Source organism: Thalassospira sp. HF15 (assembly GCF_011806525.1).
Taxonomy (GTDB): domain Bacteria; phylum Pseudomonadota; class Alphaproteobacteria; order Rhodospirillales; family Thalassospiraceae; genus Thalassospira.
The window spans coordinates 455,925-479,780 of the sequence record NZ_JAAVKI010000001.1 but is presented as its reverse complement, the minus strand read 5'-3'; the positions used below and the strand labels follow the sequence as shown (position 1 = coordinate 479,780).

The window sequence follows — 23,856 nt, the reverse complement described above, 5'->3', positions numbered from 1 at the left end:
TAAATAGATGCATATTGTCGATGGTGCGCTGGCACCGGAAGTTCTGATTGGTGGCGGTGTCCTTGCGGTTGCCGGGCTTGGCCTTGGTTTGCGCAAACTGCCAATCGATAAAATTCCCGCAACCGGGGTTTTGTCAGCGACATTCTTTGTTGCCTCGCTTATTCACGTGCCCGTCGGACCATCGAGTGTACATCTTATCATGAGCGGTCTGGCCGGGCTGGTGCTTGGCTGGACCGCGTTCCCTGCGCTTTTTGTTGGCCTTTTGCTGCAAGCTATTTTCTTTGGCTTTGGTGGTTTGACGGTGCTTGGCGTCAATACCGTCAATATCGCCTTGCCTGCTGTGCTTGCTGGCTTGTTGTTCAGGGGCATGGTCTCTCGCAGTAGCCCGGTCACCGCGGCGGTTCTGGGTGGGGTCGCTGGTGCGTTTTCAATCGCGCTGACGACGCTGTTTGTCGCGATTTCGCTGGCCCTAAGCGGGGATGCCTTTATCCCGGCGGCCAAACTTGTCTTCTTTGCCCATATTCCGATCATGGTGGTTGAAGGTCTGGTGTCGGCGGCAGCAGTATATCTTATTGCCAAGGTGAAACCCGCTTTGTTGCAGCCTGCCGATGCCGCTGCGGACTTCCAGCTGCAGGCTGCGGTTTTGCGTGCAAAGCAGGCGGGGGAAGCCCCCAATGGTTAAGGTTCTCACGACGCTTTTCATGTTGGGCTTTGTTGCGCTGACCACAGCCCCCGCGAATGCGCACAAGGTAATTGCGTCAGTGTTTCCCAGTGGGGAGAACATCGAAGGCGAGATCGGTTTTTCCAACGGTATTATGGCCGCCAACACACTTGTTGAGATTTTTGATCCCGAGGGAAACAAGATCGACGAAGTCACAACCGATGCGGATGGTTTTTTTACCTACACACCAAGCCGTCAGGTTGACTTGCGCTTTCGCGCCGATCTGGGTGCGGGTCACGTTGCAGAGGCGAAATTTGCGATAAATGACTTGTCTGGTTTTGCTGGCCCGGCCCAAACAGCGTCATCGCAAACCGCGACTGCATCCGATGCGGCGGACACAGATACCCGCTCCACAATTACCCATGCACAGGAAGAGATTATCGCGACCATCGTGCGCGACGAATTGCGCCCGTTACGACGTGAAATCACCGCCTATAAGGAAAAGAATGATCTTCAATCGATTCTGGGTGGGATTGGTTATATATTCGGTGCCTTCGGGATTATTTATTACATCGCAGCGCGACGGATAAGAGCAAAAGCACCCAACGCATGAGCCATCTTTTCGGACATGACCAACCCTTGAAGGTTCAGACAGGTGGCGGGGATGCTCCGTCATTGGTCGGGACGTTCGATCCGAGGGTCCGTGTCATTGCCGCCTGTGTTTTCGCGATTGTCGTGGTAGTCTTGCAACAGATCGAATTTGCGCTGGGGGCCGTGGCGCTTGCCGCAGTCACCATGAGCCTGACCGACTTGCCATTGCGCGTGACATTGAAACGCATGGCGGCCATGGACGGCTTCATTATTGTAATGTTGGTGATGTTGCCTTTCACGACACCCGGTACAACGATGTTCTCCGTCCTAGGAGCCGAAGCCAGCAAGGAAGGGTTGATGCATGCCGTCCTTATCGGCATTCGGGCGAACGCGGTTGTCCTGATGATGCTAAGCTTGCTTTCGGGTATGACGCCTGTGGCGTTGGGACACACGCTTTATCGATTGAAATGTCCGCCTGCACTGGTGCATCTCATGATGTTTACCGTGCGGTACATTTCGGTGTTGCATGATGAGTATCATCGTCTTCGGATGGCAATGAAACTGCGTGGGTTCAAGGCACGCAATAATGCGCACACCTACCGGTCAGGAGGGGATCTGTTTGGCATGTTGGTCGTACGTTCCCTTGAACGCGCCGAACGTGTGCTTGACGCTATGAAGTGCCGCGGCTTTAGTGGCCATTTCCCGATGATTGATGATATGGCCTTTCGGCGCCGTGATGGTGTGTTTGCCGTTTTCTTCCTCGCCCTGATCGCTGCTCTTGTCGTTTTGGATCGAATTTATGTCTTCGCTTATTGAATTAAACGATATTTCATACGGCTATCGGGCAGGCCAGAATGTTCTGAATAATGTCAGTCTGACCCTTGATCCGGGTGAACGACTGTTTCTTGCCGGACCGAACGGGGCAGGGAAAAGCACGCTTTTGCGGATTGTAGTCGGCTTGATCAAGCCGCATGCTGGTGAAATCCGCGCCTTTGGAACACCACGGTTCACCGACACCGAATTTCACGATTTGCGCTGCCGGGTCGGCTTCATCGTTCAAGACCCCGATGATCAGCTTTTTTGTCCGACTGTCATCGAAGACATCGCATTTGGCCCGCTTAATTTGGGGGCCAGCCGCGAGGAAGCCTTGGCAATCGTCGATGAGGTTCTTGAACAACTGCACCTGACACACTTGCGGGAACGCATTACTCATGAACTTTCTGGCGGGGAAAAGCGGCTGGTCTCTGTTGCGGCTGTTCTGGCGATGAAGCCAGACGTGTTGCTGCTTGATGAGCCGACCAATGCACTTGACGAAGAAAACATGCACCGGCTTGAGGAAATCCTGCTTGGTCTTCCGCAAGCCATGATCCTTGTATCGCATGATCCGCACTTCCGGCGTAAACTTGCCACCCGAATCATTGAATTGCGAACAGGCAAAGTGCTCCAATTGCCGAAAAAGAAATGCACGGCCGGTGAACGCGCCAAGCAGGCAGAGGACGCATCCTGAGGATCATATCCTCTACAAGACCCTGAAAGGGCGGTGATGACTTCATCCATATCCCCGTTTTCCCAACCGGTCTTTCGCCATTTGTTTGCGGCCCAGATTACGTCCCTGATCGGAACAGGGTTAACGACAGTGGCCCTTTCACTGCTGGCCTACGACCTTGCCGGGGATCATGCGGGGCGGGTACTTGGTTCTATCCTTGTTCTGAAAATGGTGGCCTATCTTGTGATCGCGCCGATTGCTGGCGGGATGGCACATCTGTTGCCACGCCGGCTGTGGCTGGTCGGGATGGATGTGTTACGAGCGGGTATTGTCCTGTGTCTGCCATTTGTGGATCAGGTCTGGCAGATTTTCGTTCTGGTGTTCGTTGTTAACGCCGCGTCTGCCAGCTTCACCCCGGTATTTCAGGCGATCATCCCGGAAATCCTTCCTGACGAGAAGGCATATACCAAAGGGCTGTCCTATGCCCGGTTGGCCTATGATGTTGAAAATCTGGCAAGCCCGGTTTTGGCAGCGGGGCTATTGGTGATCTGGTCATTCGACAGTCTTTTTATGGCCAATAGCCTGACATTTTTGTTGTCCGGACTGCTGATCGTAACCGCCCGGATACCGCAAGCCGCGCCCACGGACCGGGCAGGCGGGATTTATGCCAATACGGTGTTTGGCATTGTGGCTTATTTGAAAACACCACGCTTGCGGGGGCTTCTGGCAGTATATTTTGCCGTGTCATCGGTCGGCGCGATGATCATCGTCAATACAGTCGTGCTGACTCGTGGTGTTTTAGGTGGCACCGAATTGCTGACCACAGGCTTTCTGGCTTGCGCAGGTGCCGGGTCCATGAGTGCGGCGTTTATGATCCCGCGTCTGATCGACCGGATGGGCGAGCGTCCCTTGATGCTGTCCGGGATTGTGGTGGCAAGCGTTGCGATGTTGCTGGGTGGTATCGTGATGTTGTCAGGTGGCACATCTGTCCCTGTTTTTGCAACCCTCTGGGTGATTGCCGGGGCTGGTACGACATTTGCCCAAACACCGGGGGGACGTTTGGTGCAGCGTTCCGCAGGGGATGGCGACCGTTCGGCTTTTTTTGCAGCCAACTTTGCCTTGTCCCATGGCGGTTGGTTGTTTGCCTATGGGATCGTCGGGTGGCTCGGCAGTTTGGTCGATCTTTCAGTCGCCTTTCTGGCATCGGGCGGCTTGGCCCTTGTGGCGGTTGTCGTCGCGGAGCTTGTCTGGCCCAGGGCAGACAAGCTGGAAATACGCCACAGCCATCCCGGTTTCTGGCATGAGCATCCGCATGACCATAACGACCCGCATCATGCACATGTGCACGATCATGCAAGCGGACATGAAAAACACCGGCATAAGCACTATCATCCGCCGGTCACACACAAACATCGCTTTGTGATCGACAGCCATCACACCAGATGGCCAATGGAAAGCGGTGATCGCGTTTAGGCATGCGTGCCAGATGCTTGAATGTGAGTAACCCTCACTTTCTTGTTTTGTCGGTAACCTGTGAAACTTCAAAAAGTATGTTGAAATAAACTTGGGTGCTCTCAAAGCACGCCGACAACAACGTATTTCGCCTTCGGTTGTTTCACGCTATGGTTTTGCAATCGATGTCAGGGAGGGGTGGTTATGGAAGTTGTTTACGTTTCAAACGATGGCGGGGAACATTGGATTGACGCAAAGTTACGTCCAACCCTGACACTTGACCACGCCATTGCCCAGAGCCAGCCCGGACAAATGATCCGGATGATTGCAGGCGACTATTGCTTTGACGAACCTTTGCGGTTTCCGCGCAGTGGAACAGCAGAACACCCAATCATTGTTCGCGGCGAACCGGATGCTATCATTGACGCGGCAAAACTTCCGGACCGGTCAATATCGGCAAGCAATCCCGGTCAGGCGGGCTTTGCAGTATTCCAGCTGATTGAAGTATCCCATATCCGGATCGAGCTTTTTACCATCAAGCGGGCCTGGCCGAGTGCGGTCTATATCGAAAACAGTCACGATCTGGCGTTTCGTGATCTCGATATTACCGAGGGGACCTATGCCTTTTATGCCAATGGTGAACAAACACGCGGCATCTCGATCTCTGATTGCCGTTGGGTGCAGGATCCAAATATCTGGCGCCAGATCCGCTGGGATGAAATCCATGACGGCAAGGATGAGGATGGCAATGTTATAAAGGTCGAATACCGCTATCTTAACGGCGCGTTTTTCGGTGCGGATGACATCATCGGCGATGTCGAAATCATCCGAAACGATATCTGTGATTGCTATAATGGCGTTCGGATGGATGTCTCCCGACATAATCTTGATGCACCTGTCGGCAGCTTTAACCGTGACGTGCGGATATTGGACAACCGTTTTAGATACATCCGCGACAACCCGGTCGAACCCGAAGCCACTGCGGTTGGATGGTGGGTCGGTCGCAACCGGTTCTATAACTGCCACAAGTTGTTCTCGCAGGATGGTGTGCGCGGCGGGTTCTGGTACTACTTCGGCAACATCTGCTGGTTTGACAGCCGCCCGGGCCCGGAGGGCGATGAGTATAATGGCGGCGCTGTCCTCAAGCTGGGCAAGGGCGGATCTGTTCCTCAGCCCGACTACGTGTCGGTTTGCCTGCACAACAGCTTTTTCCTGCGCCAGAAATACATCAAGAAGGGAACGACCAGGGGCCTGATCAATGCGCGCAACGCGATCGAGCACGCCGAGCCGACCAAACTACCCGAAGATATGATGCCGCTTGATCAATCCTTCTTTGGTCCGGCCGGCAAACTTGATCTTTCTGCGACCGGGCCCTTGCCGGTCCAGTTTACAGGTGATCTTGCAAACCATCCGACTTATCCGACCGTATTTGATCCATACCACGATGTGCTTACGGCACCACGCGCGTCAGATACCCCATTGTTTGAGGATGGGCTTGCTGCACGGTTTGAGCTTCGTGTCCAGCATCAAGAGGCTTACTGCGAAGCCTTGAGTGTTCCCATGCCCGATGGCAGTTCATGGTCGTGCGACAGCGGGTTTTGGCCAGGTGCAGTGACGAACGGGCGTGTGTTTGCGGGCCCGGACTACATTCCGGTTGACCTTGATTACGTACGTTCCTTGCCAGTTTGCAACGATTGAAGCGACGTGATCGTAAGACCCCACACGGAGTGTTTTGGCCTTACGTATGCGTAAATCAGTTGACTGGCCTGTCGGAATGTTGCGATGGTGGCGTACCGCATTCAACAAACAAGAAAAACCATGAACGACAAGCTTTATAGCATTACCGAGCTGGCCGAAGAATTCGATATCACCCCGCGTGCGATCCGGTTTTACGAAACCAAAAACCTGCTTGCGCCGCAGCGGGCAGGGGCGACGCGTGTTTACAACTATCGTGACCGTGCGCGATTGATGCTTGTCTTGCGCGGCAAACGTCTTGGCTTCTCGCTTGAGGATATCAAGGAATATATCGATCTTTATGATGCCGACCGCAGCCGCACGGAGCAACTTGCGCACCTGATGCTGGTCGGGCGTCGCCGGATCGAAGAGCTTGAACAACAGCTTGAAGATGTTCAGACGACCTTGCAGGAACTTCGTACAATCGAAAACGAAGCCATTGATACGCTGCGCGATAAGGGGATCGACCCGGAAAAGGCAGTTGCCGATATCAAGGCCAAGCTGATCGCCGAAACCCCCTGACGTTCAGTACCCGTTTCGCCATAAGAAAAGCCCGGTGATTTTCACCGGGCTTTCTTGTTTGACGAAGTGGTCAGGCATTATTCCGGGTCGCGTTGCAGCGGCAGGGTTACCTCAAACACATCCTCATCGGGGATGAATTTACGGGTGAAGCCCAGGCTTTCACAAAGTGTCAGCATCCGACGGTTGTTTGGCAGAACCTGACCAATGAAGGTTTCTGTCCCTTTGTGACGGCAGAATTCGATCATCTTTTCCATCAGGATGCGGCCAAGGCCGCGCCCCTTGATGTCAGAACGCACCATGATGGCGTATTCAGCCTTTTCGTTACTCGGATCAATGACGACCTGAACAATGCCGTGGAATTCGACTTCCTCGTCGCCATCAAGCAGAATCGCAAGGAAAGCCATATCGCGGTCGTAATCAAGCTGGGTCTGGCGTGCCATTTCCGAGTGCGGCAATTCCCGCACAGAGCCAAAGAAGCGGAAGTGAATGTCTTCCGGCGTCAGGCGCGACATGAACTCGTAGTGAGCCGGCTCATCTTCAGGCTTGATCGGGCGCAACAAATAGGTCGTGCCATCATCCATTACCACTTTTTCTTTCAGATGACGCGGGTAGGGATGAATGGCCAAGCGGTTTTCATCGCTCAGAACCTTTGGCGTGACCTTGATACGGGCATCCAGAGCAATCACACCTTCACGGTCGGCCAGAAGCGGGTTCATATCAAGCTCGACAACCTCCCCAAGCTGGACAACCAGCTGAGACAGGCGCACCAGTGTCATATAAAGCTCTTCAAGGTTGACCGCCGGTACATCGCGGTATCCTTGGAGCAGCTTGTGAATGCGCGTGCCTTCGACCAGTTCGCGGGCAAGCTTCATGTTAAGTGGTGGCAGCGCCATGGCGCGGTCGCGGACAACTTCGACCTCGACACCACCATGACCGAACAGGATGACCGGACCAAAGATCGGATCGGTGGTCATGCCAACGATCAGTTCACGTGCGCCGGCACGCTTGACCATTTCCTGAACGGTAAAGCCACGCAGACGCGCTTCCGGGAATTTTTCGCGGATGATGCGGTTCATCTTCTCGGCAGCGGCGCGGACTTCCTCGCCGTTTTCAAGGTTCAGGATGACACCGCCGACATCTGATTTGTGGCTGATGTCGTCAGAAAGAATCTTAAGCGCGACTGGTCGGCCGATCTTTTCAGCCTTGCTCACCGCATCCTCGACATCAAGGGCGGCAAACGTCTTGACGGTGTTGATACCAAAGCACTCCAGTACCGACTTCGCTTCGGGTTCCGTCAGCATATGGCGGCCCGCATGGATCGCGGAATGAATGATGCTGCGCGCCTTGTCGATATCCGGTGTGAAATCATGCGGTACTGACGGCGGTGTTTCCATCAGAAGGTCTTGCAGCTTGCGGAAATTGACCATGTGCTGGAAAGCGGCGACCGCGTTTTCCGGTGTGCGGTAGGTGGGAATGCCCGCCGCATAGAACATGTTGCGCGCCTCGGCCACGGTCGCTTCGCCGACCCAGTTGGTCAGAATGTTCTTCTTGCTGCCCTTGATCGTGTCAATCACGCCCTGAGCCACCTCGACCGGGTCGGTAATGGCTGTCGGGGCATGCATCACCAGCAAACTGTCGATGTTCTTGTCTTTCAACACCACATCAATGGTCTTGGCATACCGTTCACCCGGCGCATCGCCGATAATATCGACCGGATTGGCGTGTGACCATGTCGGCGGAAGGACTTCGTCTAGTGCCTTGATGGTGTCATCTTCGAGATGGGCCAGATGCCCCTGACGTTCAATCAGGGCATCAACGGCAAGAACACCGATACCGCCACCATTGGTGACAATACCAAGCTTGTCGCCACGGAACGGTCGCATGCGCGACAGCGTTTCAGCCGCCGAGAACATTTCACTGACCGTGTAAACGCGCAACACACCTGCACGTTTGATTGCAGCGTCAAAGACATCATCTGCCCCGGCCAGCGCGCCGGTATGTGATGCCGCCGCAGCCGCACCTTCGGCAAAACGGCCGGACTTGATGCAAAGGATCGGTTTGTTGCGTGACGCAGCACGGGCAGCGGAAATAAAGCTCCGGCGTTCATGGATCGACTCAATATAAAGCATGATCGCGCGGGTATCGGGATCTGACCCGAGATAGTCGATGACATCGCCAAAATCGACGTCATCGCACTCACCCAGCGAAATAAAGTGAGAAAAGCCGATTCCACGGGCCGCGGCCCAGTCGAGAACGGCGGTACACAAGGCACCGGATTGGGAAACAAAGGCGATTTTGCCACTGCCAATACTTTGATGGCTGAAACTGGCATTCAGGCCAATGCCCGGCACCATCAGACCAAGACAGTTCGGGCCAAGCAGGCGGATCTTTTTGGATGCCGCGATTTCGAGCATGGCCTGTTTGACGTTACGCTTTTCGTCATACTGCTCAGCGCTCAGACCCGCTGTCAGGACGATGGCCGCAAGACAACCTTTTTCCGCCAGACATTCCATGACCGGAACAACACCCTTGGGCGGAACACAAATCACGGCGAGCTCGGGCACAACCGGCAAGCTGTTGACATCCGGGTAGGCCAGAACACCGCCAATTGACTGGCTGCGCGGATTAACCGGCATGATCGGTCCGTCAAATCCCCCGGCAAGCAGGTTCTTCATCAACACACTGCCGACGGAGTGCGGCCGGTTCGACGCGCCAATCACGGCAACCGATTTGGGTTTGAACAGATGATCGAGGTTGATTGTACTCATCGCCAAATTGCGCCTTGTCCTGGGGGCGGGCCGGGTTTCGACCAATTTGCCCTATATGGTGATGCGCATGCCAGATTGTCAGCACGCCATCAATGATGCAGTGCGGTATTTTAGAGGCATACCAATTATATTGATTTGCTGTGCATCAATAAAGCACTGCGCAGACGAAGTTTTTGTGGCAGTGCATTGCAGCGGAAACGGGCAGGTTTGTGAACACGTATCCGCCAGGGCGTTAGTGGACGTGTCCGTGATGGCCGTCATCATCAAATCGCTCGGAGTCTTCCAGCCATGTTTCGACTTCTTCCTGCGAGGACATGGCAAGAGCGATTTCCAGATCGGACTGTACATGAGCAAGGCTGTCAAACATCGGGCACCAACCAAAGGCCTGAATGCGAGGATCAGTGCTCGACGAGATGGTGAAAAGATCTCCGTCAATCGGGTGCACCATCCCGTGAATGATACCGTTATCCCCAATGATCAACCAACCGCGTGTCGATCCGGAAAGGGTCGCTAGCTCTACTTCACGCAGGTCAATTTTGACGGTCTTCATTACTGGATCATCCATCATGTCTGTTGGGCAAAAGCAAAAGGGACCGAACAAATTGTTCGGTCCCTTTTTAATTGGCTCCGGCAGCAGGACTCGAACCTGCGACCCAATGATTAACAGTCATTTGCTCTACCAACTGAGCTATGCCGGATCAGGCGTTGCGCGTCTTTCAATGCGCGTGGCAGGTGTATAATCAAACAGTCCGAGGCCCGCAAGACCTTTTTTGATAAAATCGGGCCAAAATCACGTCTTTTTTCAAGGCGATCAAATCCTGCGATGGGTCATACGTGCAGGGATAACGGGCAGGGTGAAAGAGAGTTGAAAATGGCCTGTTGTTATACGCGCTATTCCGGCGCTCATAGCACCTGAAACGATCCGGAAAAATTGACCTGGAAAACAAAAACCCCCGGAACAGAGTTCCAGGGGTTTATGGCTCCGGCAGCAGGACTCGAACCTGCGACCCAATGATTAACAGTCATTTGCTCTACCAACTGAGCTATGCCGGATCAGTGGAGGCGCGAGCCGGAATCGAACCGGCGTGCAAGGATTTGCAGTCCTCTGCGTAACCACTCCGCCATCGCGCCTTCGCGTTGGCTGGAGCGGTGTATAGCCTCAACAAACGCAACCCGTCAAGCACCCAATTTTACATTTTTCGGCAGACATGATGAATAACCTCGTGAAATCAGAAAAACCGCCCGTAATTAATCTCGGGCGGTTTTCACAGATTGTTTATGCGTCTGACGTGAATGCAGGCATCACCTTATCCATTCGCTTTGCCGAACCGCTTTTCAAGCCATGGCTTGAGGCGTTCTTCACGGACCTTGCTGGGTGCAAAATCAAGGTTGGCGACGGTATCAACCGCATTCTCGACCTCGAAAGGAATGGTCGTATCTGGTCCCTTGATTGTGATTTCGCCTTTCGCTCCCTGTGCAATCTCTTCGTTTAGCGAAACCTTGGTGCCACCGGTTGATATATCAATGGTTTGTCCAGAGATTGATTTGCCGCCAATTGTCAGCGTGATGGGGAGCTCTACTTCAAAGCGCGGGTCTTTTCGGCGGTTTACTTCCGGGGTTGCGGTACGAACGATTCGAACAAGGCTGTTGCGCAGCTCGGCGATGCTTGCATCGACGTCTTCTGCGATTTTGTTCATATCAGCAGCGCGGGTGAGGTTGTCCTGCGCTTCGGAGGCAACGTGTCCGATTTTTTCGGTCACTTCGTTCGATGCTTCCGCGGTCTGCACGACATTGCGCGCAATCTCTTGGGTCGCGTCATCTTGTTGGCGAACGCTTGTCGCGACGTTTGAGGCGACTTCATCGACACGACGGATGCTTGAGGTCATCTGCTGCACCGTGGAAACCACTGAACCAGTCACATTCTGAATCTCACCGATCTGACGCGTGATTTCTTCCGTCGACTTGGCGGTCTGGTTGGCAAGGTTTTTGACTTCTTGTGCGACAACGGCAAAGCCTTTGCCCGCATCACCCGCACGGGCGGCTTCGATGGTGGCGTTCAAAGCCAGAAGGTTGGTCTGGGCTGCAATATCACCAATAAGCTCCGCAACTTCTCCAATGCGATCAACACTATCTTTTAGGGATGTCACAGTGCTTTCTGCACTTTGTCCCGCCTGATTGGCGTCAGCAGTAAGGGACGTAGCCTCTTCGATCTGGCGGGTAATTTCCCGGATCGAAGCCGCAAGTTCTTCGGACGCACCGGACACAGTTTCCGCGTTTGCCAGTGCCTCATGGGCGGCAGCGGCGACACTTTCAGAGTTCTGGGAAACCCGCTCTGAGGAGCCGGCCATGTCACCAGCAGCAGAATTAAGTCGCTGCGTCTGGTCGATGATCGACTGAACAACAGTGTGCAATTCTTGCTCGACCGTTTCGGCCAGCCCACGCAATGCGCCTACACGTTGAGTGTTGGCCTTTGCTTCATTTTCCTCGCGTTCCAGGCGGCTATAGGCCAGTTTCGCATGCAACGCGCGAAGCTGCTGGATGACAGGTTTGAAATCCGGCATTTTGGGTAGCGGGATCAGATATGCAGAATCATTGCGCGCAATTGCTTCAAAGTGGCGCCCCATTTCCTCAAGCGGACGACGGAACATGCGAGTCAAAGCCGCCGCATAGATGAAGGTCAGCACAGCTGCGACCACGAGCAACCCAAGTGTTACAATGACAGCGATGGTAAAGGCAGAACGCGCGTCTTCTACCTGGCTCCCAACGATTTCATTTTGAACCACCGAAAGATTGCCGATCTGCTCGGTCAGCGGATCGATTACTTGATAAAGATCATCTTTAACCAAGGCATCCAGGGCGGCAGTGTCCTGCTGCTCAAAGATTGTCCGAAGGCGTCCGATCAACTCGTCTGCTGCCGGAATGAGGTCTTTTACCTGCGCAATGATCTGGGCTTCGTCCGGATCAATACTGCGCGCAAAGTAGATATCGAGGTTTTCCTTGATCCGTTTTTCAGCAAGATCAATGCTTTCGATACCTTCCTGCCAGCTAAAGTTGCCGTTCCGGACCTTATGGGACGCGTCAACGACAAACACCGCATAATCATCAGATACTTGCTTCAGCAGGTTAAGGGGCTTGACCCGGTCCTCGTATACACTTTCCAGGCGTTTTTCGGTTTGGTACTCGCTGTATATTGCATAGCCACCGATCACAAGCATCAGCAGAAGCATTGTTCCGAACGCAAGGAGCAGAGCGCCCCTTATGCTCGAAAAGAAGCTCTTGGCCTTTGATGCCGGGCTTGTGTTTATGATTTCGCCAAATTCAAGCCCGACGTCTTTTGCGTCACCGTTGCGAATGTCTGCGTAAACACCTTCTGCGTTTTTCTTTTCTGCTTCGGTCGGCTTTGTACGGATTGAGACATATCCGGTCACCTCACCATTCTCGACCGTAGGGGTTACGTTGGCGCGTACCCAGTAATGGTCGCCGTTCTTTGCTCGGTTCTTAACCAGACCTTGCCAGGGAAAGCCACTTTTGATGGTTTGCCAAAGGTTGGCAAAAGCCTCCTTGGGCATATCCGGATGGCGCACCAGATTATGCGGAGAGCCCACAAGTTCGTCATCTGTAAAGCCGCTAATATCAATGAAAGCCTGGTTGCAAAACTGGATACGTCCTCCGGTATCCGTTTTGGACACGAGGATTTCCTCGTCTTTCATTTCGATTTCGCGATTGGTGACCGGCCCATTATCACGCATAGTTGGTGTTCCCCTTGAATAAACCGCTGCAAGATCGTGGCGCAGAGGTTTGACGACATTGTTTTATGCAAGTGATGCTTGCAGTTAGATTATAAATATATACTTGCGTATATTATCCCCATATAGGGATGGTTAGCGTACTTTCACTATTTTTTTTGTCCCGGGAGCTCAGCCTGATGGTCGATCTGCTGCAAATGGGCGAAAATTAAATGAGGGAAGTTGGTAAAAGAGTAGAAAATGCATGCCCAAAGAAGTGGTTGCGCTTGATCCGTGGTTGTCAGTTGCTTAAGTGCCAACTATAAACAGGGCAATTGCCGTGGCCGTCTTTGGGGACAACAAAGGGGACTGCGGTCCGTTTCTCGCGAGAATTTTCAGGTCAGATAATCATGGATTACCAAATCGCGCGCCACAACATGGTGGAAAATCAAGTTCGGACCAACAAGGTTACCGATCCGCTGGTCATCGCAGCGATGGAAGGGGTTCCGCGCGAACTGTTCCTGCCGGAAGGAAAGCGTGGCGTCGCCTATATTGACGAAGATATCGCAGTGGGAGGTGGGCGGTTCGCCATGGAGCCGATGGTCATCGCACGCCTCATGCAAAGCGCGCAAATCGCCGAAACCGATGTTGCGTTGGTGATTGGTGCTGGTTACGGGTATTCCAGCGCGCTTATTTCGCGCGTGGCAGAAACCGTCGTATCCGTTGAAAGCGACAAGGATATGGCGGCATCGGCCGAGGCCACTTTCCAAAAGCAAAATTATGACAATGTCATTGTTGTCGAAGGTGATCTTGCATCGGGATATGCCAAGCAGGCACCATACAACGTCATCGTCTTCGACGGTGCTGTTGCTGAAGTGCCAGCCGGTATTCTGGAACAGGTTTCTGAGGGTGGGCGTTTGCTTGCCGTTGTTCGTCAACCGGGCAAGGTTGGTGTTGCGCGCCTTTATGAGCGTGAAAACGGTGTGATTGGTCATCGTGATCTGTTTGATGCGAACATCCCATACCTGCCGGGGTTTGAGCCTGCGGAAAGCTTTGTCTTCTGATTTGGCTTTTCGGCCTGATTACGGCCGGGTAGGGATTTGATGGTGCTAGACATCAGTTGTTCTGAACTTGCGATAAGGCTTGAAGGCGATCATCCGCTTGATTTGCTTGATGTTCGGGAAGACTGGGAACTTGAAATCTGCGCGATCAGTCAGGCGCACCATATTCCACTTTCCGAACTGTCGGGCAGGGTGGGAGAACTGGCGCCTGAGAAACCGCTTGCGATCATTTGTCATCATGGCGTTCGCAGTCGTCATGCGGGCCGGTTCCTTGAGGACCGTGGATTTAAAGAGGTTTTTAATGTTCGCGGCGGTATAGATGCATGGGCGCTTGATATAGAGCGTGATATGAGCCGCTACGATTGAGAATGGCAATGACGGAGAAACGGGGCACATTACTTTTTTTTGATGCAAATGCCTCTTTTCTTGGAAATTTTTTCTTCCGTCGTTACCATACGTGAAACTGCGCCGGGGTCGGGACTTGGTGTAGGATTTTACAAGGGTAGATAAATGATCAAACGGTTCTTGCTGACCTGCAGTATTTTGGCGACTGGCGGCCTTGTGGCTGGCGGTGCTTCTGCAGAAAGCCTGGAAGACGCGCTTATCAAGGCGTACCAGAGCAACCCGACACTCGAAGCTGGCCGTGCGTCTTTGCGTTCGACCGACGAAGAAATTTCCTCGGCTCTGTCCAACTGGCGGCCGAGTGTAAGCCTTTCTGGCAGTGCAGGTGTTCGTGACAACGAAACCGAAGTGAACGGTAGCACCACCGATAACAGCCTGAGACCTTATACGGTTGGTCTCGATGTTACCCAGCCGCTGTATCGTGGTGGGCGTACCACAGCAGAAACTGATCGTGCAGAGTCCCGCATTAAGGCTGCGCGCGCGTCTCTGCGCTCGACCGAGCAGGATGTGATGCTGCAGGTCGCAACGGCCTATTTCAACGTTTTGCGCGACACTGCTGTGGTTGAGCTTAACCAGAACAACGTTCGCGTTCTTGAGCGTCAGCTTGAAGCTACGCGTGATCGTTTTGAAGTTGGCGAAGTGACCCGTACCGACGTTTCGCAGGCCGAAGCCCGCCTTGCCGGTGCAAAAGCGGATCTGATTTCAGCACAAGGCGCCCTCGCCAATACAGGTGCCCAGTATGAGCGCCTTGTCGGCAATCCGCCGAGCAATCTTGAAATCCCCAATCCGCTGGCAGGACTTCCGACCAGCATTTCAGACGTTCTGTCGATTGCACAGGGGCAGCACCCTGATGTACTTCAGGCGGTTTATACCGAAGAAGCAGCACAGTCTGATATTCGTCTGAGCGAGGGTTCGCTGTATCCGGAGGTCAGTCTTTCTGCCGGTGTTGAACGTACGCATGAAGCCCAGACCGAGGATTTGACATCCGATACCGCCGATATCATCGCATCGGTGTCGATCCCGTTGTATCAGCAGGGTGCGGTTTTCTCGAACGTGCGTTCAGCCAAGCAGACTGCCGGGCAGGCGCGCATTCAGATCGATGAAGCACGCCGTGCGGTCATCGAAAATGCGACCAGCGCATGGGAAACGCTTGTGACGGCACGTGCAAGTATCGAATCGCAGCAAGCACAGGTTTCATCAGCCGAAGTGGCGCTTGATGGCGTTCAGCGTGAAGCATCGGTTGGATCACGTACTGTTCTTGATGTTCTGGATCAGGAACAGGAGCTGCTGCAAGCGCGTGTGGACCTTGTCGGTTCGCGACGTGATGCCGCAGTTGCAGAATTCCAGGTAAAGGCCGCCATGGGGGCGCTGAATGCGCAGGTCCTTGGTCTGCCGGTCGAAGTTTATGACACTGAGTCCAACTATAATAAGGTCAAGGACCAGTGGTGGGGAACGGATTGATTTGTTGATGGTCGGGGCAGGGTGATACACCCTGCCTTAGGACTTGGGTCGGATCGGTCTGGTTAAATGACACTAGTGCGGAAGTTTAATTATGAGTGACGGGCAACAAGAACCTTCCATGGAGGATATCCTCCAGTCCATCCGCAAGATTCTTGCCGATGAGGGGGATGAAGAAAAACAGGAAGCTGCTCCTGAACCTGAACCGACGCCGGAACCTGAGCCCGAGCCGGAACCTGAGCCCGAGCCCGAGCCGGAACCAGAACCCGAGCCTGAAGAAGAAATCGATGAACTCGTTCTTGATGAAGAGCCCGAAGAGCTTGAATTCGACGAGGAACCCGAAGAACTAGAGCTCGACGAACCGGAAGAAGCCGAAGAACTCGAACTCGACGATATGCTCGATTTCGATGAGACCCCGCTGGACGAAGAATTTGAAGAGCCGGAACCGGAACCAGAGCCCGAACCGGCAATGCCAGCGCTTTACGATGAAGAAGATGACGAGCCGCTGATTTCCAATATGACGGAATCGACAGCGACCGGAACCATCTCTGAATTGGCGCAAGCTGTTGCAAAGAAACGCGCAGTTGCTCTTGGCGTTAATGCAGGGCATGCCACCCTTGAGGATCTGGTGCGCGATATGCTGCGCCCGTTGCTTAAGGAATGGCTTGACGAAAACCTTCCCTATATGATCGAACGCCTTGTGAAAAAGGAAATCGAGCGGATTGTAAACCGCGCCGAAGACCTGTAGGCGAGCCGATTTTGACATTTGAGCGGCGCGCCAACGGTGCGCCGCTTTTTCTTTGTATAAATGATGAAACCCGCAGCGGATCAAAAGACCATGTTGGAGAAGACCTACAACCCGGCCGATGTTGAAGGCAGACTTTACGATAAATGGGAAAAAGCAGGTGCCTTTGCCTGTGATGTGGCCTCAAGCGCCGATCCCTATGTCATCATGATGCCGCCGCCCAACGTGACCGGCAGTCTCCACATGGGGCATGCACTGACATTTACGCTTCAGGATATCCTGATCCGTTATAACCGGATGAAGGGCAAGGATACTCTTTGGCAGCCCGGTACCGACCATGCTGGTATTGCGACCCAGATGGTGGTCGAACGCCAGCTTGGCGAACAGAACGTCACGCGCCATGACCTTGGCCGTGAAAAGTTCGTCGAAAAAGTCTGGGAATGGAAAGAAAAGTCCGGCGGGACCATCACCAACCAGTTGCGCCGTCTTGGCGCGTCGCCGGATTGGCCGCGCGAACGCTTTACCATGGATGACGGGCTGTCAGCAGCTGTCCGCAAGGTGTTCGTAAAGCTGCACAAGGATGGCCTGATTTATCGCGACAAGCGTCTGGTGAACTGGGACCCGAAGCTGCTGACAGCGATTTCCGACCTTGAGGTCGTTCAGAAAGAAGTCAAAGGCCACTATTGGCATTTCAAATACCCGATTGAAGGTCGCGACGGCGAGTTTGTAACGGTTGCGACCACGCGCCCGGAGACGATGCTGGGCGATACGGGCATTGCCGTTCATCCGGAAGACGAACGTTACAAGGATCTGGTTGGCAAATATTGCATCCTGCCAATTGTCGGGCGCCGCATTAAAATTGTTGCGGACGAATATGCCGACCCGGAAAAGGGCTCGGGCGCTGTGAAAATCACCCCGGCCCATGATTTCAATGACTTTGAGGTCGGCAAGCGCGCCGGACTTGAAAAAATCAACATCATGGATGACCACGCGCGTATCAATGACGAGGCGCCCGAGGAATATCGTGGTCTGGATCGCTTTGAAGCCCGCAAGCAAATCGTCGCCAAGATGGATGAGCTCGGCCTGCTTGAGAAAATCGAAGATACCGTTCACATGGTACCTTATGGCGACCGTTCGAACGTGGTCATCGAGCCATATCTGACCGACCAGTGGTTTGTGAACGCGGAAGTTCTGGCCAAGCCTGCGACCGAGGCGGTCGAAGATGGCCGTATCCAGTTCGTTCCGAAGAACTGGGAAAATACCTATTTTGAGTGGATGCGTAACATCCAGCCCTGGTGTATTTCCCGTCAGCTCTGGTGGGGGCATCGTATTCCGGCATGGTTCGGACCTGATGGCGAGTTCTTCGTTGAGGAAACCGAAGAAGAGGCCATGGCAGCTGCCAAGGCCCACTATGGCAAGGACGTCGAACTGACCCAGGAAACCGATGTGCTCGATACCTGGTTCTCGTCTGGTCTTTGGCCGTATTCAACGCTCGGTTGGCCGGACAAAACGCCTGAGCTTGCCAAATACTATCCGGGCGATGTTCTCGTCACCGGTTTTGACATCATCTTCTTCTGGGTTGCCCGGATGATCATGATGAGCATGTATTTCATGGACGGAAAAGTACCGTTCAAGGATGTCTATATTCACGCACTCGTCCGTGACGAGCACGGTCAGAAAATGTCCAAGTCCAAGGGCAACGTGATCGACCCGCTCGAAATCATTGACGTATATGGCTGTGATGCCCTGCGTTTCACCCTGACGGCTCTTGCTGCGCAGGGACGTGACATCAAACTTGCTGCATCGCGCGTTGAAGGTTATCGCAACTTTGCGACCAAGCTTTGGAATGCCGCGCGCTTTGCCGAAATGAACGAATGCAAGCCGGTTGATGGCTTTGATCCGGCCAATGTGAAATCGACCCTTGGGCGCTGGATCGTTGGCAAAACGGTCGAGGCGGCCAAGGCTGTTGGGACCGGTATTGAAACCTACCGGTTTAACGATGCGGCAAGCAGCGCCTATCAGTTCGTTTGGGGTTCTTTCTGTGACTGGTATCTCGAACTGGCCAAACCGGTTCTGATGGGGACTGACGAAGAAGCCAAGGCCGAAATTCGCGCCGTGACGGCATGGGTTCTCGATCAGATCCTTCTGATCTTGCATCCGGTCATGCCGTTCATCACAGAGGAACTCTGGGATAAGACTTCTGACAGTCGTGCGAAAATGCTGATTTCCGAAGGCTATCCGCAGTTTGACGATGCCCTGATTGATCGTGAAGCAGAGGCCGAGGTTGATCTGGCCATCCGCCTGATTGGCGATATTCGTGGTGTGCGTTCAGAAATGAATGTCCCGCCGGCGGCAGAAGTCCCGATCTATCTTGTGGATGCCACCGATGCGATGAAGGCAGCTGTTTCGGCACAGGAAGCGCAAGTCAAACGTTTGGCACGTGTTGCTGATGTTGCCTTTAAGGCGCAGGGCGATGTCGAAGCGATTGCCAAAGGTGCGATCCAGACAGTCGTTGACGGGGTGACGGTTTTTGTTTCCGTCGCTGATTTCATTGATGTGGCGGCCGAAAAGGCACGTCTTGAAAAGGAAATCCAGGACAAGACGAAATACATCAAGGCACAGGAAGGCAAACTGTCGAACGAAAAGTTCGTCAGCCGCGCGCCTGAACACATTGTTAGCGCCGAGAAAGCCAAGCTTGAAGAGGCCAAGGATACCCTGGCCAAACTCAAAGAGGCATTTGAGCGTATCGCTTCAATGTGACCGAGATTTCGATAGGTAATGACAAAGGCCAACCGCTCAAGGTTGGCCTTTTCCTTTTTGGCGCCGGAAATCATGTCCAGTCGATAAAAACCGTCGCCAGATTGCAAAAGAATCGCTTAGATTGGCGTGCCTTGCCATGGGTATGGCAGTAATCCGCACTTTCCGGCGGTTTGGATCCCTTTTCCTGCAAGATTGCCACTGCTGAATGCTGATAGAAGAATGCCCCTATATTGAGCCCGTTGATGCCTACGGTGCCTTTGCGATCTTTGCCGATAGCCACTTTCTTGATTCTGGCGACCGGGACAGGTTTTCTTACATTGTGGTATCGCCGCTACACAAGCTGACTGCGAAGAACGGGCAGGTGGAGCTTGACGGCTTTGACGTGCCCGGCGATCCGTTTGATGTGCTTGATGATCTTTTGGGGCGCTACAAGATAGAGACCCACGAAGATCTTCCGCCATTCCAGGGTGGGGCGGTTGGCTATTTTGGGTATGAACTGTCCCATCAGACCGAAGTCCTGCCAAAAGCACCAGATGACTGGCTTTACATGCCTGACATGGCAGTCGGGATCTATGATCTGGTGATTGCTTTTGATCAGCTTGATCGACGGATGTGGTTGATCTCAACGGGAATTCCTGAGGCGCCCGGACCAAAACGCGATCAACGCGCGAATGACCGAATGGCTCTGGTTCGCAAATATCTGAGACTTGCCAAACCGTTGATCGAAACTCCAGCAACTCCGCATGCACCGACAGTGTCGGCCTGGCAATCAAACTTTGATCGCAGCGCATACGAAGCCGCTGTGCAGCGGGTGATTGATTACATCTTCGCGGGCGACATCTTTCAGGCAAACCTGTCGCAGAGTTTCCGTGCGGAATTCCCAAGCGATGCGGTTCCAAAGCGATTTGATCTTTACCGACGTCTGCGTGATATCAGTTCCGCGCCGTTTGGCGCATTCCTGAATTTCGGTGATGTTGCGGTACTTTCCAATTCGCCCGAAAGGTTTCTCAAAGTCACCAACGGACAAATCCAAACAAAGCCAATCAAGGGAACACGACCGCGCGGAGAGACGCCGCTCAGCGACGCAGAACTGGCACAGGAATTAATGCTGTCTGTCAAAGATCGCGCAGAAAACATTATGATTGTGGACCTTTTGCGCAACGATCTGTCAAAGGTGAGCAATCCTCACACTGTGAAAACACCTGCGATCTGTGCATTGGAAAGCTATGCCAACGTCCATCATCTGGTGTCGACCGTGACCGGGGAACTCAAAGAAGGCAAAACGTCCATAGATGCCCTGCGTGCCTGTTTCCCGGGAGGATCCATCACCGGGGCCCCGAAAATTCGGGCGATGGAAATCATCACCGAACTCGAAGGCATGACGCGTGGCGCTTATTGCGGCGCGATTGGGTATGTCGGTTTTGACGGCACCATGGACACCAATATTGCGATTAGAACACTCAGCGTGAATGGTGGCAAAATGGCCTTTAACGTTGGCGGCGGGATCATCGCTGATAGTGACCCGGCAATGGAATACGAGGAAACGCTGGTCAAGGCCGCCAAGATGTTTGAGTTGTTCGGCATCAAGGCAGAGGGTCTGGTATGATCCTGCTGATTGATAACTACGACTCCTTTGTATTCAATCTTGCCCGCTATCTCGAAGAATTGGGCCATGCGGTCAAGGTTGTTCGAAATGACCAGATTACCGCTGATGTTGTTCGCAAGATGCGGCCTGCCGCCATTGTCTTCTCTCCCGGTCCATGCGGGCCCGATGAAGCGGGCAATAGCCTTGATCTTATGACAACCCTTAAGACCGAGTTCCCGATGCTTGGTGTTTGTCTTGGGCATCAGTCAATCGTACAGGCCTTTGGCGGAACCGTTAAACGGGCAAAGCGACCGGTACATGGCATGACATCGGAAATCAGCCACGCCGGAACCGGCTTGTTCGCAGGATTAAATAATCCTTTGCAAGTCACGCGCTATCATTCGTTAATTGTTGATTTGCCAAATGATGGCAGTTTGATTGAGACAGCAACGGGGCCCGACGGTGAAGTCATGGCATTTGCCCATGCAAGCTTGCCGATATACGGTGTTCAGTTCCATCCTGAAGCCGTGCTTACGGAACAGGGCCATGCGCTGTTGGCGAATTTTCTGAAACGTGCTTCCGGGAAGGGAGCCGATAACGACTAAAAGGGACCGGGCAATGCAGGTTTGGATGAATGGCAGTTTTCGCGATCTTGATGAAGCGTCCATTCCGGTAACGGATCGTGGCTTTCTTCTTGGCGATGGTTTTTTTGAAACCATGCGCGCACATGAAGGTAAGATTGCCTGGCTTGACGCCCATATGGGGCGGCTCGACCATCATGCGGAACTGATTGAATTCCCGCTGGATCTATTGCCCGAGACCGAAGAAGTCGAAAGTGTCGTTGCGACCCTGTTTGAACAAATTCACCGCAAGGACGCCGTTGTTCGCATGACTGTGTCGCGTGGTCCAGGGGAACGGGGCATTTTACCGCCTGATTCGCCTGATCCGACCATTCTGATCACCGCCGCACCGTTTGACCCGGTTGATCCCAATATCGGGATTAGTGTCGCGACCTCGGAAAAGGTGCGCCGCAATTCACATTCGGTGGCTGGTGGCATCAAGAGTACCAATTACCTTGATAACATTGCTGCCAGACAGGAAGTGCAGAAATACGGCGTGGATGATGCCATCATTCTGTCTGCAGATGGCAATGTCGCAGAGACAAGCGTCGCCAATCTGTTTGGTATTTCCGGCGAAAGCTTGTGGACGCCTGATGAAGATACCGGAATTCTTTGCGGTTTAGCCCGTGACTTCGTTTTGCAGTGGGCTGAGGAATCCGAACTTGAAATCAGCACAGATCCGAAAACGCCCCAAGAACTGCGCGAATTTGATGCAGTTTTCACCGCCAATGCGCTTCAGGGGCTGCGTGTGATTGATCGCATTGATGGCTATGTTGTTGGCGTGCCTGCAAAGACATTCTTCACCAAGCTTGCGCTAAAAGTGGAGGAGTCACTATGCAATGGTATAGTTATTTAGGTTGAGTTAACCAAGTTTGTGGCATATGTTGTGGCCCCGCTCACACAGGAATGCTCATGAACGCCCACTCAACCAAGCCCGCGCTGACCAGTAACCGATTTGTCGAAAGCCTGCGCAAACACGCAGCCAACGGCAAATCGCCTTCATTGGGTATCCTGAATATTCCGGCTGATCTTCGTCTTGGCACCGAAGACTATCAGGCCATCACGCGCGATGCCTTTCACAATCTGCCGGAAAATACCAAGGTCCATCGTCTCGAGAACGGTATGGTGGCTTTTGCACGCTCGGGCGCGTGGGAAAACGATGACCACACCTTTGTCGAGCATATCCGTGAAATCCTCACCGACGTGATCGATCGTCAAGGACTTGGCCAAATTCCGGAAAACCTCTGGAACCGCTTTGAATGGCCACAAGATCAGGAAAAGGTATGCGAGCTCCTTGGTATCTGGCTGAACGAGCCCGCAACCACTGGATTTTCCGAACGGTTTGATATGGCCGAGATGCTCCGGGGCGCTATCACAACAGAAGCCGTATTTGACTCTTGCCGCCGTCAGGCCATCGTCGCTTTTGATGACAGCCGCCGCGAAATCCTTGGACATGAAATCTATTGTTCGCTGGATTACTTGCGCCAACACCACCTTGCCAGTTTCCTGCTCGAAGGGCCGGGCGAGATCGAGATCCTTTCGCGTGTTCTCGATGAAAAGGTCATGGAGGTCTCAGCGTCCATCGCGCCTGCGATCCTGCCAGACAAACTCCACCTGAATATGCAAATTCAGACGGTCCATACCGACAAGTTCACTGATTTTACTGCCGAGCATAATGGGAAACTGATCGAAAACATGGCGATCGAGTTTTCCATGGAAGACGCGATTGCAAATTGGTGGGAATTCGAAGACGCGTGTGCATTCCTGCATTCCCTTGGCATTCAGGTCGGACTGGATCGTATAACATTGCCGGCGCTTGAATTCCTGTCGCCACGCAAAATGAATGTCGATTTCATCAAGGTCATCTGGGATCACAATATTGTCGGGTCTCGTCGCGCCGAAGTCGCCGAGAGATTACGTGAATTTGCCACTCTGTTTGCCGATCAAAGCCTTATCCTGACACGATGCGATAGTCGAACTGCGCTTCGTATGGGGCGCAGCCTGGGTGTAGATGTATTTGAGGGCAGCTACATTGATGCCATGCTTGGAAGCTATTTGCGTCGGGAATGCAAATCAAAGCGCCGTTCTTCGGATAAAAGGTGTGCTGTTTGTCAGTGGGCCCCGCGCGAGGCGCGCAATAATGGCTGTGATTTCCATTTTCGCGCGGGCAAAGTTCTTTCGGAAATTTAAACCACACGTTTTCAATGGTTTTAAGGTGTTTGACATCGCAGATGCGCTTTCATAAAGTGCGCGGGTCGATCAATTGTGATCGGCATTTGTCGTTGA

At 53.3% G+C, this 23,856-nt stretch carries 19 protein-coding genes and 3 tRNA genes; 16 read left to right on the top strand and 6 right to left on the bottom strand.

Going from position 1 to position 23,856, the window contains the following annotated elements; all coding sequences use genetic code 11:
* Nucleotides 1–7: 7 nt before the first annotated feature.
* From cbiM to HED22_RS02170, 7 genes are all read left to right on the top strand, one after another.
* Nucleotides 8–682 (top strand): cobalt transporter CbiM, encoded by a 675-nt coding sequence (gene cbiM / locus HED22_RS02200; protein WP_167718409.1) that lies wholly within the window; start codon nt 8–10, stop codon nt 680–682.
* Nucleotides 675–1,274 (top strand): cobalt ABC transporter permease, encoded by a 600-nt coding sequence (locus HED22_RS02195; protein WP_254869666.1) that lies wholly within the window; start codon nt 675–677, stop codon nt 1,272–1,274. Before cbiM ends, HED22_RS02195 begins: the two co-directional genes overlap by 8 nt.
* Nucleotides 1,271–2,068: a cobalt ECF transporter T component CbiQ gene (gene cbiQ, locus HED22_RS02190; RefSeq protein ID WP_167718407.1), complete on the top strand. Its 798-nt coding sequence runs from the start codon at nt 1,271–1,273 to the stop codon at nt 2,066–2,068. Before HED22_RS02195 ends, cbiQ begins: the two co-directional genes overlap by 4 nt.
* Nucleotides 2,052–2,759: an energy-coupling factor ABC transporter ATP-binding protein gene (locus HED22_RS02185; protein WP_167718405.1), complete on the top strand. Its 708-nt coding sequence runs from the start codon at nt 2,052–2,054 to the stop codon at nt 2,757–2,759. The genes cbiQ and HED22_RS02185 overlap by 17 nt, the downstream gene beginning before the upstream one ends.
* 36 nt (nt 2,760–2,795) lie before the next feature.
* Complete coding sequence (locus HED22_RS02180; RefSeq protein ID WP_167718403.1) at nt 2,796–4,211, top strand: MFS transporter; 1,416 nt, start codon at nt 2,796–2,798, stop codon at nt 4,209–4,211.
* A 183-nt stretch (nt 4,212–4,394) separates the two neighbouring features.
* On the top strand, nt 4,395–5,888 hold the full coding sequence (locus HED22_RS02175; RefSeq protein WP_167718401.1) for a hypothetical protein: 1,494 nt from the start codon (nt 4,395–4,397) through the stop codon (nt 5,886–5,888).
* A 120-nt stretch (nt 5,889–6,008) separates the two neighbouring features.
* The gene (locus HED22_RS02170; RefSeq protein WP_167718399.1) at nt 6,009–6,446 is read left to right on the top strand and encodes a MerR family DNA-binding transcriptional regulator; all 438 of its coding nucleotides are present in this window, start codon (nt 6,009–6,011) and stop codon (nt 6,444–6,446) included.
* A gap of 77 nt (nt 6,447–6,523) precedes the next feature.
* On the opposite strand, the gene HED22_RS02165 is transcribed toward HED22_RS02170, so the two are convergent.
* The 6 genes from HED22_RS02165 to HED22_RS02140 form a co-directional block, all read right to left on the bottom strand.
* The gene (locus tag HED22_RS02165; RefSeq protein WP_167718397.1) at nt 6,524–9,214 is read right to left on the bottom strand and encodes a bifunctional acetate--CoA ligase family protein/GNAT family N-acetyltransferase; all 2,691 of its coding nucleotides are present in this window, start codon (nt 9,212–9,214) and stop codon (nt 6,524–6,526) included.
* Between the two features lie 232 nt (nt 9,215–9,446).
* Nucleotides 9,447–9,764, bottom strand: a complete 318-nt coding sequence (locus HED22_RS02160) for a hypothetical protein (protein ID WP_167718395.1) — start codon at nt 9,762–9,764, stop codon at nt 9,447–9,449.
* Nucleotides 9,765–9,836: 72 nt separating this feature from the next.
* Nucleotides 9,837–9,912, bottom strand: a tRNA-Asn gene (locus tag HED22_RS02155).
* A gap of 279 nt (nt 9,913–10,191) precedes the next feature.
* Nucleotides 10,192–10,267: transfer RNA gene (locus HED22_RS02150), tRNA-Asn, on the bottom strand.
* A gap of 4 nt (nt 10,268–10,271) precedes the next feature.
* Nucleotides 10,272–10,345: transfer RNA gene (locus HED22_RS02145), tRNA-Cys, on the bottom strand.
* A 176-nt stretch (nt 10,346–10,521) separates the two neighbouring features.
* A complete protein-coding gene (locus tag HED22_RS02140; protein WP_167718393.1) occupies nt 10,522–12,963 on the bottom strand; it encodes a methyl-accepting chemotaxis protein in 2,442 nt (813 codons plus the stop codon).
* Between the two features lie 386 nt (nt 12,964–13,349).
* Between HED22_RS02140 and HED22_RS02135 the strand changes: the two genes are divergently transcribed.
* From HED22_RS02135 to HED22_RS02095, 9 genes are all read left to right on the top strand, one after another.
* Nucleotides 13,350–14,003, top strand: a complete 654-nt coding sequence (locus HED22_RS02135) for a protein-L-isoaspartate O-methyltransferase (protein ID WP_167718391.1) — start codon at nt 13,350–13,352, stop codon at nt 14,001–14,003.
* Nucleotides 14,004–14,042: 39 nt separating this feature from the next.
* The gene (locus HED22_RS02130) at nt 14,043–14,366 is read left to right on the top strand and encodes a rhodanese-like domain-containing protein (protein ID WP_167718389.1); all 324 of its coding nucleotides are present in this window, start codon (nt 14,043–14,045) and stop codon (nt 14,364–14,366) included.
* Between the two features lie 144 nt (nt 14,367–14,510).
* Entirely contained in the window at nt 14,511–15,863 is a 1,353-nt protein-coding gene (locus tag HED22_RS02125) for a TolC family outer membrane protein (protein ID WP_167718387.1), read from the top strand.
* A 118-nt stretch (nt 15,864–15,981) separates the two neighbouring features.
* Nucleotides 15,982–16,608: a DUF2497 domain-containing protein gene (locus tag HED22_RS02120; protein ID WP_167718385.1), complete on the top strand. Its 627-nt coding sequence runs from the start codon at nt 15,982–15,984 to the stop codon at nt 16,606–16,608.
* 90 nt (nt 16,609–16,698) lie between these two features.
* Nucleotides 16,699–19,365: a valine--tRNA ligase gene (locus tag HED22_RS02115; protein ID WP_167718383.1), complete on the top strand. Its 2,667-nt coding sequence runs from the start codon at nt 16,699–16,701 to the stop codon at nt 19,363–19,365.
* 205 nt (nt 19,366–19,570) lie between these two features.
* On the top strand, nt 19,571–20,971 hold the full coding sequence (gene pabB / locus HED22_RS02110; RefSeq protein ID WP_167718381.1) for an aminodeoxychorismate synthase component I: 1,401 nt from the start codon (nt 19,571–19,573) through the stop codon (nt 20,969–20,971).
* On the top strand, nt 20,968–21,555 hold the full coding sequence (locus HED22_RS02105) for an aminodeoxychorismate/anthranilate synthase component II (protein WP_167718379.1): 588 nt from the start codon (nt 20,968–20,970) through the stop codon (nt 21,553–21,555). The genes pabB and HED22_RS02105 overlap by 4 nt, the downstream gene beginning before the upstream one ends.
* Nucleotides 21,556–21,568: 13 nt before the next feature.
* Complete coding sequence (locus HED22_RS02100) at nt 21,569–22,426, top strand: aminotransferase class IV (RefSeq protein WP_167718377.1); 858 nt, start codon at nt 21,569–21,571, stop codon at nt 22,424–22,426.
* A gap of 56 nt (nt 22,427–22,482) precedes the next feature.
* On the top strand, nt 22,483–23,760 hold the full coding sequence (locus HED22_RS02095; RefSeq protein ID WP_167718375.1) for an EAL domain-containing protein: 1,278 nt from the start codon (nt 22,483–22,485) through the stop codon (nt 23,758–23,760).
* The last annotated feature ends 96 nt before the right edge of the window (nt 23,761–23,856 follow it).